This is a genomic window from Frankia sp. AiPs1 (assembly GCF_023716945.1).
GTDB lineage: Bacteria > Actinomycetota > Actinomycetes > Frankiales > Frankiaceae > Frankia.
The window spans coordinates 1-10,421 of sequence record NZ_JAMQQF010000187.1; the positions used below are offsets into that span (position 1 = coordinate 1).

Below are 10,421 nucleotides of genomic sequence, written 5' to 3' on the forward strand. Positions count from 1 at the left end.
GGCTAGGGCGGCGGCCCGGTCCGCCCGGGTGGCGGCGTCGGCGTGCTGGCCGCGGTCGTACGCCACCGCCGCCGCAGCGGTCGTCACGGCGGCATGCAGGCGCATCCAGTCCAGGGCGGCCCGTCCGCGCAGCCGGTGCTCGCGGGGCACCGTCCTGGTGGTGCGTTCGAGTGGGACGAGGGCCGCGGCCGTCGCGCTGAGATCGGTGGTCTCGTAGGCATCCACCGCGGCGTTCAACGCGACGGCGCAGGAGTCGTGCAACTCGGCGGCGTCCGCGGCGGCGTCGGCTCCCAGACTCATGGAGCCCACCGCCGCGAGGCCGGTGGCGACCAGAACGGACCGCCGGTTCGAGACTTCGGCCACGATGGCACCCTTCGTGCTCGGGTGGGGATGATCGCGCCGCCGTCTGCCTGCCGGCGAAGCGCGAGGGGACGGTGCACCGCCAGGTCTAACTGCCCGCCCCGGTCGGTCTGCTGACTGAGCTGGGTTCCCATGACGGCCTCCCTCGCTTTCCCTGCCAAGCGGTCCGGCACTGACTGTTCCGCCTCCGGCGGCCAGCATTGTCCGGGTGTCCGTGTTCGTTGGTCTCCTGACCATGAGCGGGCGGCCGGGTAGCCGGCGGGACCACGTTGCCCCGCGGAACCAGGTGCCCGGCTAATTCGCCGGCCAAGCGCCGCGGTCAAAGATATCGTTCAGGCGCGACAAACGCGCGTGATCCTGTGCGCTCAGCGATGTGGGACAGATCTCTCCGCGGATTGGTGCGGACCAGCGTCTCGGCGGCGAGTTGCCCGGTAGGGGGTGCAGTTACCGTCCGGATTGTCCGCGGTGCGGGTGTCGGTTGGCCGGATATTTGCGAGTCCGCATCCCATGTTTCAGGCGGATGTCGCCGCGCCTTTGCATGTTTCATCGGCGTGGCCTTTCACGACCGCTGCCCGGTGCCGACGCGACGGCGGCGGGCAGCGCCGGACGCGGCCGCCGGCCGTCCACGGCGGTCGGTTGGTTTGTAGGCGGACGATCTCCCGTCGCCCCGATCGGCCCCGCGCCGAGGGACGGCCGGCCCGGCCCCCGTGGTCCGCCGCGGGTCGAGTCAAGATCAGTCCTGCCCGTGCTCGGTGGGCGCCGCCGGTAAGGTGAACACCATGGCCGTCGACCTGTCCGAGGAGATCAAGCAGCTCGATGCCACGCTGAGCGGCATCGAGTCCGTTCTCGACGTGGACGGGCTGCGCCGTCGCGCCGAGGAGCTGGAGCGGCAGGCCGCGGACCCCGACCTGTGGTCCGACCAGGACCGGGCGCAGGTCGTCACCCGGCGGCTGTCGTCGACCCGCGGCGACATCTCCCGGGTGGAGGGGCTGCGCCGCCGGCTCGACGACATGGCCGCCGCCGCGGATCTCGGCGACGACGACCTGCTTGCCGAGGCCGGGGCCGATCTGCCGGCGCTCAGCGGCGACATCTCCGCGCTGGAGGTGCGCACCCTGCTGTCCGGCGAGTTCGACGAGCGGGACGCGATCGTGCAGCTCTCCGCGGGTGCCGGCGGCGTCGACGCCGCCGACTGGACGGCCATGTTGTTGCGGATGTACCTGCGCTGGGCCGAGCGTCACGGCTACCCCACCGAGGTCTTCGACACCTCCGAGGCGGAGGAGGCGGGCCTGAAGTCCGCCACCTTCCAGGTCAAGGCCCCCTACGCCTACGGGACGCTGCGCAGCGAGCACGGGGTGCACCGGCTCGTGCGCATCTCGCCGTTCGACAACCAGAACCGGCGGCAGACCTCCTTCGCCGGCGTGGAGGTGACCCCGGTCGTCGAGCTGTCCGACCACGTCGACATCGACGACAAGGACCTGCGGATCGATATCTTCCGGTCCTCCGGCCCGGGCGGCCAGGGGGTCAACACGACCGACTCGGCGGTCCGTATCACCCACCTGCCGACCAACATCGTGGTCACCTGCCAGAACGAGCGCAGCCAGCTCCAGAACAAGGCCGCCGCGATGATCGTGCTGCAGGCGAAGCTCCTGGAGCGCCGCCGCGCCGAGGAGGCCGCTGCGAAGCAGCGCATCACCGGCGGTCCGCAGGACGTCTCCTTCGGATCGCAGATCCGTAACTACGTTCTGCACCCCTACCAGCTCGTGAAGGACCTGCGCACCGACACCGAGACCTCGAACACCGGTGGTGTGCTCGACGGTGAGCTCGACGATTTCATCGATGCCGAAATCCGGTGGCGGCGGGCCGTCGAGAACCAGGCGTGAGAATTCCCGCCGAACGGCCGGGGCCTGTTCCCAGCCGCCCCCTCGGCCCGCCTGCTGCCCTGCCTTATCCTCCGCCCGGGCCGGTGACCTTCGCCTTTGTCGGTCATGCCCTCCAGGGGATCACCCGTCCGTGTTCCCCCGATTTACCGGACGGCTTTAAGCCGTATCGGTGATGAACACCCGGTGAAAGGGCAGTGCTCCGAGCGGCGGCCAGATCCGGGCCGTGTGGCGAGTCGGTCGGGACGGTGCAGACCACCCTCGGGTGATGTCTCCGGCGGATCTCCCGATGCCATTGGCACGCCCGGTATGCGCGTGTAGAGTCCCGGGTAGTTCGCGGACCGTTCGATGTTTTAGTTTCGGCTTCCTGGGCTGGTTCGCGCGCTACTTCACTCGATGGGATGTTCGCCCGTGTCACCTGTTCGTCCACGATTGCGTACCGTCGTCGCGGAGGGAGTACGGCCTGTGTCCCTGCAGATGAATGCACACAGGTATATGCGTGGAAATGTCCAGCTCGATCCGGGCATGACGGCGATCGTTGCGGGTACGGGAACGAGGTGACCACCCTGGCGACCGCGCTGCCCGGTGCCGCCTCCGGCGTGCTGGCCGAAGCACCCCCGATGCCCCTGCCCGTCCTGATGTACCACAGCGTGGGTGACTCCGTGAGTGCCGACTTCCGGCGCTGGGAGGTTCCGCCGAGTGTGTTCGCCGAGCAGCTCGGCGCGCTCGCAGCCAGCGGCTACCACCTCACCGGCCTCACCGACGCCCTCGCTCACCCGCACCGCCGGCAGGTGGCCATCACCTTCGACGACGCCTTCGAGGACTTCGTGACGACGGCGCTGCCCGCCCTGCAGACGATCGGCGCCGGCGCCACCCTCTACATCCCGACCGCCTACGCCGGCCGGCGCGCCACCTGGCTGGACGGTTACAGCGAGCGCAATCTCCCGCTGCTGGACTGGTCCGACCTGGCCGACCTCGCGGGCGAGGGCGTCGAACTGGGCTCGCACGGTCATCGCCATCTCGAACTGGACGTGGTGCCCACGGCCCTTGCCCGGTACGACGTGACCGCCAGCCGGCGCATGATCGAGGAAAAGACCGGGCGCAGCCCGGACAGTTTCTCCTATCCATTCGGATACCACTGTGCGGCGGTACGGCACGTGGTCGCGGCGGCCGGCTTCGATTCGGCCTGCGAGGTCGGTTATCGGCTGCATCAGCCGACCCAGTCCCGTTTCGGCATCAGCCGGCTGGTGGTGGACCGGGCGGCCGGGGCGGCCGACATCCTGCGCCTGGTTTCCCTCGGGCACCGCGATGCACTCACGAGTGCCCGGCGCGGGTTGCAGTCCGGCTGGCGGGCCTATCGCGCGGCGCGCTGGCGGCTCGGCCGAGGCGGCTGACCGCCGATCCAGCAACCGAATGGCGAGAATGTGCTCATGCGGATGCACCTGCCATCAACCGCCGGCGTCCCGGCTGCGCCCCGATGCTCAGGCAATCGCTAGCCGGTAGCCCCGCTTGATGACGGTCTGCACCGCGCTGCCGGCCGGGCCGAGCGCCGTGCGCAGGCGGGCGACGGTCATCTCCACCGCGTGTTCGTCCGTCAGCCCCGCGGTGCCCGTGCGGCGCAGCAGCTCCGCGCGCGAGAGCACCCGGCCGGGACGCTCCGTGAGTGCGTCGAGCACCGCCGCCGTCTTCGGCGCCAGCATCACCGGCTCGCCGTTGATGATCACCGCGGCGCCCTGCACTCGCAGCACGTGCCCGGCGGCCTCGACGGTGCGCACCCGCCGGCGTGGCAGCTCGTCGGACAGCGTGCGCACCAGCGCCCCCAGCCGGTAACGCTCCGGCGTCACGACGGGGATCCCCTCGCGGACCAGCGGCGCGGCACATACCGGTCCCACGCAGGCGGCCAGCACGTCGCCGCGCAGTGCGGCCAGCGTCTCGTCGAGCCGGTCGGCCTCCCGGGCGGTCCGCAGCAGGCTCAGCACGGCCGGTGCGCTGGTGAAGGTCACCGCGGACAGGCCGCCGGTGACGATCAGTTCGACCATCCGCCGGACCGGGCGCAGGTCCTCGGGTGGCTCCCACCGGTACACCGGGATCTCGACCACCTCCGCTCCGGCGGCACGCAGCCCCTCGACCATGTCCGGCAACGGCTCGCCATGGAGTTGCACGGCGATGCGCAGGCCGGCGAGGTCGGTGTCGAGGAGATGGCCCATGAGTTCCGCGCCCGACTCCGACCGGGGCGACCAGCACTCGGACAGCCCCGCCGCCCGGACCGCGCCGGTCACCTTCGGCCCGCGGGTGAACAGCCGGGCCTGGGCCAGCCGGTCGCGCAGACCGTCGCCGAGGCCCCAGCCCTCGGCGGCCTCCAGCCAGCCGCGGAAACCGATCGCCGTCGTGGCGATCACCACGTCGAGGCGTCCGGTGAGGCAGGCCCGGGTGGCGGCGAGCAGCTTGCCGTCGTCCGCGAGCGGGACGATGCGCAGCGCCGGCGCCTGCACCACGCGGGCGCCGCGCCGTTCGAGCAGACTGGCGAGCTCGTCGCGGCGCCGGGCCGCGGTGATCCCGACGGTGAACCCGAGCAACGCAGGCACCCCCGTGCCGGCCACATCGCCGAATTCGGGCCGCCCGGAACTGGGGATTGGCAAGACGAGGACCTCCTGGCCTGTGGACCGACGCCAATCTCAGGTCCCTGGAAGGATCAGGCACCCCGATGTCCGGGCGCTTACCCACATGCAACGGCGCGGTTAACCGGCGTCGTTCTGGCCCCCGTGACCTCCGGCCCGGTCGGGCCGGGAGCGTCTCACATCCGGCCGTGGCGCGGGGTGCGGGTCTTGTTTCCGCACCGACGTTGACCTGAGTCGGCGGCGACATCCGCCGCTCGTACGGTCAGCGACCGTAGCGGGTTTCGCCGAGGTCGGCGGACCCCCGGATCGGACCTGGGACAGGGGTGGTGCGCGGATGTCTGCTCGGTCGCTGGTGGTCGTCGGTCACGGCATGGTCGGCCACCGGCTGTGCCAGGCGTTGCGGGAACGGGACGCCGGGTCGGTCTGGGACGTCACCGTCCTGGCCGAGGAACCGCGGCCGGCCTACGACCGGGTCGGCCTGTCGGCGTACTTCACCGGGTCGACGGCGGACGACCTGAGCCTGGTCGCGGCCGGCTTCCTCGACCATCCCCGCCTTCGGGTGCGCCTCGGTGAGCCCGTCGTCGCCGTCGACCGGGCCGGCCGCTCGGTGCGCACCGCCCCCGGGCACACCTACCGGTATGACGCCCTGGTGCTCGCCACCGGGTCGTACCCGTTCGTCCCGCCGGTCCCCGGGCGCGAGGCTGCCGGCTGCCACGTGTACCGCACCATCGAGGACCTGGACGCGATCAGTGCCTCGGCGCGGTCGAGCCGCACCGGCACCGGCGTGGTCATCGGCGGCGGCCTGCTCGGCCTGGAGGCGGCGAACGCCCTGCGCAGCCTGGGCCTGACCACCCATGTCGTCGAGTTCGCCCCCCGGCTGATGCCGGCGCAGGTCGACGACGCCGGCGGGCAGACGCTGCGCGCCCACGTCACCGGGCTCGGGATCGGCGTGCACACCGCCACCGTCACCGAACGAATCGAGGCCGACGCCGACGGCCGGGTGGCCCGGCTCGTCTTCGGCCGTCACCCGGAGGGCCTGACCGGCCTCGACGCCGACGTCGTCGTGTTCTCCGCGGGCATCCGGCCCCGCGACGAGCTGGCGCGCGAGAGCGGCCTCGCCGTCGGCGAGCGGGGCGGCGTCGTCGTCGACGAGGGCTGCCGCACCGGCGACGAGCACGTCTACGCGATCGGCGAGTGCGCGGTGGCCGGCGGGCGGGTCTACGGGCTGGTCGCCCCCGGCTACGCGATGGCCGAGGTCGTCGCCGACCGACTGCTCGGCGGCGCGGCCAGCTTCACCGGCGCGGACATGTCCACCAAGCTCAAGCTGCTCGGCGTGGACGTGGCGAGCTTCGGCGACGCCTTCGCCGCGACGCCCGGCGCACTGCCGATCACGTTCGCGGATCCGGTCGCCGGGGTCTACAAGAAGCTGGTGCTCTCCGACGACGCGGCCAGCGTGCTCGGCGGCATCCTCGTCGGCGACGCCGGCGAGTACGGGACCCTGCGGGCGCTCGTCGGCGCCGCCGGCGCCGTCCCCGACGATCCGGCGCAACTGATCCTGCCGGCCGGCGGCGGGTCCGGCGGGTCCGGTGGGTCCGGCGCCGGGGTGGCGCTGCCCGCGCAGGCGCAGATCTGTTCGTGCAACAACGTCACCCACGGCCAGATCTGCGCCGCGATCGGCGACCACGGGCTGACCGACGTCGCCGGGATCAAGGGCTGCACGAACGCGGGTACGAGCTGCGCAAGCTGCGTGCCGATGCTCAGGACGATCCTCGGCCAGCAGCTCGCCGCCGCCGGCGTCGAGGTCTCCACGGCGTTGTGCGAGCACTTCGACCACAGCCGCGCCGAGCTGTTCGAACTCGTCCGCGTCCGTGGGATCACCACGTTCTCCCAGCTCGTCGCCGAGCACGGGCGGGGCCGGGGCTGCGAGGTCTGCCGGCCGGTGGTCGCGTCGATCCTCGCCTCGATCCACAACGAGTACATCCTCGAGGGCGAGCGGGCCGCCCTGCAGGACACCAACGACCACATGCTGGCGAACATCCAGAAGGACGGGACGTACTCGGTCATCCCTCGGCTGCCCGGCGGCGAGGTCACCCCCGAGGCGCTCATCCTGATCGGCGAGGTGGCCCGCGACTTCCGCCTCTACACCAAGATCACCGGTGGTCAGCGCATCGACCTGCTCGGCGCCCGCGTCGAGGACCTGCCGAAGATCTGGCAGCGGCTCACCGACGCCGGGCTGGAGTCCGGGCATGCGTACGGCAAGTCGCTGCGCACGGTGAAGTCCTGTGTGGGGGAGACCTGGTGCCGCTACGGCGTGCAGGACTCCACCACCCTCGCGATCGACCTGGAACTGCGCTACCGCGGGCTGCGTTCGCCCCACAAGATCAAGATGGCGGTCTCCGGCTGCGCCCGCGAATGTGCCGAGGCCCGGTCCAAGGATGTCGGCGTGATCGCCACGGACCTCGGCTGGAACCTTTACCTGGGCGGCAACGGCGGCTTCCGGCCACGGCACGCGGAGCTGTTCGCCGCCGATCTCGACACCGAGACCCTCGTCCGCCACATCGACCGGTTCCTCATGTTCTACGTGCGTACCGCCGACCGCCTGCAACGCACCGCGCCGTGGATCGAGGGCCTCGACGGCGGCCTGGCGCATGTCCGCGCGGTGATCGTCGAGGACTCGCTGGGCATCTGCGCCGAGCTGGATGCGGCCATGGCCCACCACGTCGACACCTACCGGGACGAATGGAAGGCGACGCTGGCCGACCCGGTGGCACTGCGCCGGTTCACCTCGTTCGTCAACGCCCCCGACACGTCCGACCCGGACATCGTCCACGTGCTCGAACGCGGCCAGCCCCGGCCGGCCCGCGACGGGGAGCGGGCGGCGCTGATCGCCGGGACGACCACGGTCACTGGGAGATCCGCGTGAACTGGACCGATGTGTGCGCCCTGGCGGATCTCACCCCGGACCGCGGCGTCGGCGCGCTCGTCGACGGGGCGCAGGTCGCCGTGTTCCGGCTCGGCGACGGGCCGGTCCTCGCGGTCGGCAACACCGATCCGATCGCCCGGGCCAACGTGCTCTGCCGCGGTCTCGTCGGCTCACGCGGTGACCGCGCGGTCGTCTTCTCCCCGCTGCACAAACAGGCGTTCGACCTGGTCACGGGGGTCTGCCTGGACGCCGAGGACGTGCGCATCCCGGTCCATCCGGTCGAGGTGCGCGCCGGGCGGGTCTTCGTCGGCCCTGCCGGTGCGGCCGGTGCGGCCCGCCGCATCGTCTGACCTCGTCCGGCGTGGGCTCGTCGGACGTGAGCCCGTCCGGCCTGAGCTTGTCCGTACGGAAGGCGCGATCCGCCCCGAACGGGCTGGTCAGGCAGCACACTGGGAGAGTCGTCGCGGCCGGGACCCGCGCGCCGGCAGCGGGACGGACCCGACAGGGCAACAACGACGGAGGTGACCGGCGTGGACAGACCTTCCGAGGGGTGGGTGGCGCTCGTCGGCGGGGGGCCCGGCCGGGCGGATCTCATCACCGTGCGCGGCCTGCGCCTGCTGCGGATCGCGGACGTGGTGGTCGTCGACCGCCTCGCCCCCCGCGAACTGCTCGCGCAGACCCGCCCCGGCGCCGAGATCATCGACGCGGGCAAGGCGCCGCACGGCCACAACCTGACCCAGGACGAGATCAACGCGGTGATCGTGGACCGCGGTCGGCGCGGGCTCGGCGTCGTGCGGCTCAAGGGCGGCGACCCGTTCGTCTTCGGCCGCGGCGGCGAGGAGGCCCTGGCCTGCGCCGCGGCCGGGCTGCCGTGCGAGATCGTCCCCGGGGTGACGAGCGCGGTCGCCGTCCCGGCGCTCGTCGGCATCCCGGTCACCCACCGGGGCATCACCCAGGACGTGTCCATCGTCAGCGGGCACGTCGACCCCTCCCATCCCGGCTCCACCGTCGACTGGGACGCGCTGGCCACGGGGCCGGGGACGGTCGTCGTGCTGATGGGGGTGGCGGCGCTGGCGGGGATCAGCCGGGAGCTGGTCAAGCGCGGCAGACGCCCGGACACGCCGACCGCGGTCATCCACGCCGGGGGCACCGCCGACGAGGTCGTCCTCACCGGCGCGCTGTCGGACATCGCCGAGCTGGCCGCGGAGGCCGGCATCGGCTCGCCCGCCGTCATCGTCATCGGGGACGTGGTGAGCCTGCGCGACCAGATCGCCGGGGCCAGGTCGGCCCGGCGCGCCCCGGACCACCCGGCTGGCGAGCGGGACTGACGACCTCCTCCGGCCCGCATCGGTCGGCACTGCATGCCAGCAGCGCACGCCTGAGCCGCGGCGTCCCGTCGTGCGCGGGCGATCGCCGAGGACCCGGAACGACCGGAAATGCACCCTTACGTTAGGGTCAGTCTTTCGGTGGAGGCTGCCGAGGCACGGTCGGGAGGTGGTAGGCCGTTGCCCGATCGAGGGGGGTGTTCGGTCTTGGGAACCTCACGGGAGGCCGTCGGATGACCATCTGCGCGATGTTCTCCTGGCTGGCGGGGGGCCTTCGCTCGCCTCTGCGACCGGTGTCACTGCTGTTGATCATCGGGCTTTCGGCCGTGGGGCTCGGGGCCTGTTCCAGCTCCCCGAAGCCAAAGCCGCAGTCCACCGGGGTGCACTGGGTATCCGGCACCAACGGCAACTACCCGGCCGATGTGAACGCCTGGGGTGCTTTCACCGGCCGCGAGACCGGAGTCGCGGTCGTCTTCACCAGCCGTAAGGACTGGCACAGCCTCGTCTCGGCGGACTGGCCGACGGTGGCCTTCACCCGGGCCAAGTTCCCCGGCGAGCTGTCGATCGCGCAACCGCTGTTCCCCGAGGACGGTGACGAGGCCACCTGCGCCAGCGGCGCCTACGACAGCTACTGGCGCACCTTCGGCGCCACGCTGACGAAGTTCGGCCGGGCCGACGCCTACGTCCGCCTCGGCTGGGAGTTCAACGGCGCCTTCAACTACTGGCACGTGCGCAGTGCCGAGACCTGGAAGGCGTGCTTCCGCCGAACGGTGACCGCGATCCGGTCGACCGCGCCGGCAGTCCGGATCGACTGGAACATGAATGCCCACAGCGACAAGCTGCCCGGCAGCGGGCAGGACGTGTGGGATGCCTATCCCGGCGATCAGTACGTCGACGTGGTCAGCATCGACTCCTACGACTTCTATCCCTCGTCGAGCGACGAGGCGAGCTGGAACCAGCAATGCCACCAGCGGTCCGGGCTGTGCACGGTGATCCGGTTCGCCCATGATCACGGCAAGAAGTTCGCCGTCCCGGAGTGGGGGGTGGCCTGGTCGAACAGCGGCGGGAAGGACAACCCCTTCTACATCGGCAAGATGCACGAGACGTTCGTGGCGAATGCGGCGAACCTGGCCTACGAGGCCTACTACAACAACTCCGAGCCGGCCAACGTCCGGTCCTCGCTGTACAAACCGGACCTGAACCCGAAATCCTCGAAGCGTTACCTGGAACTGTTCGGCACCCACTGACCGGTGGCCCCACTGACCGGTGGCCCCACTGACCGGTGGGCCCGCGGGCTGGTGGCCCCGCGGGCCGGGGC

The 10,421-nt window shown here is 71.7% G+C and carries 7 protein-coding genes and 1 pseudogene; 6 read left to right on the forward strand and 2 right to left on the reverse strand.

The features are described from left to right. Positions 1-363 (reverse strand): annotated as a pseudogene (locus ND748_RS16885) (hypothetical protein); the annotation flags it as partial. 776 nt (positions 364-1,139) lie between these two features. Here ND748_RS16885 and prfB point away from each other — a divergent pair. Then, the gene (gene prfB / locus ND748_RS16890) at positions 1,140-2,240 is read left to right on the forward strand and encodes a peptide chain release factor 2 (RefSeq protein WP_251746759.1); all 1,101 of its coding nucleotides are present in this window, start codon (positions 1,140-1,142) and stop codon (positions 2,238-2,240) included. 554 nt (positions 2,241-2,794) lie between these two features. Next, on the forward strand, positions 2,795-3,631 hold the full coding sequence (locus ND748_RS16895; RefSeq protein ID WP_251746760.1) for a polysaccharide deacetylase family protein: 837 nt from the start codon (positions 2,795-2,797) through the stop codon (positions 3,629-3,631). An 87-nt stretch (positions 3,632-3,718) separates the two neighbouring features. Here ND748_RS16895 and ND748_RS16900 read toward each other — a convergent pair whose 3' ends face one another. Continuing rightward, complete coding sequence (locus ND748_RS16900; protein WP_374215950.1) at positions 3,719-4,870, reverse strand: uroporphyrinogen-III synthase; 1,152 nt, start codon at positions 4,868-4,870, stop codon at positions 3,719-3,721. 319 nt (positions 4,871-5,189) lie between these two features. On the opposite strand from ND748_RS16900, the gene nirB reads away from it, so the two are divergent. From nirB to ND748_RS16920, 4 genes are all read left to right on the forward strand, one after another. After that, positions 5,190-7,778 (forward strand): nitrite reductase large subunit NirB, encoded by a 2,589-nt coding sequence (gene nirB, locus ND748_RS16905; RefSeq protein WP_251746762.1) that lies wholly within the window; start codon positions 5,190-5,192, stop codon positions 7,776-7,778. Continuing rightward, entirely contained in the window at positions 7,775-8,128 is a 354-nt protein-coding gene (gene nirD, locus ND748_RS16910; protein ID WP_251746763.1) for a nitrite reductase small subunit NirD, read from the forward strand. The genes nirB and nirD overlap by 4 nt, the downstream gene beginning before the upstream one ends. A gap of 171 nt (positions 8,129-8,299) precedes the next feature. Then, positions 8,300-9,106: a uroporphyrinogen-III C-methyltransferase gene (gene cobA, locus ND748_RS16915; protein ID WP_251746764.1), complete on the forward strand. Its 807-nt coding sequence runs from the start codon at positions 8,300-8,302 to the stop codon at positions 9,104-9,106. 230 nt (positions 9,107-9,336) lie between these two features. Beyond that, positions 9,337-10,350, forward strand: coding sequence for a glycoside hydrolase family 26 protein (locus ND748_RS16920; protein ID WP_251746765.1), 1,014 nt, complete (start codon positions 9,337-9,339; stop codon positions 10,348-10,350). Positions 10,351-10,421: the final 71 nt, after the last annotated feature.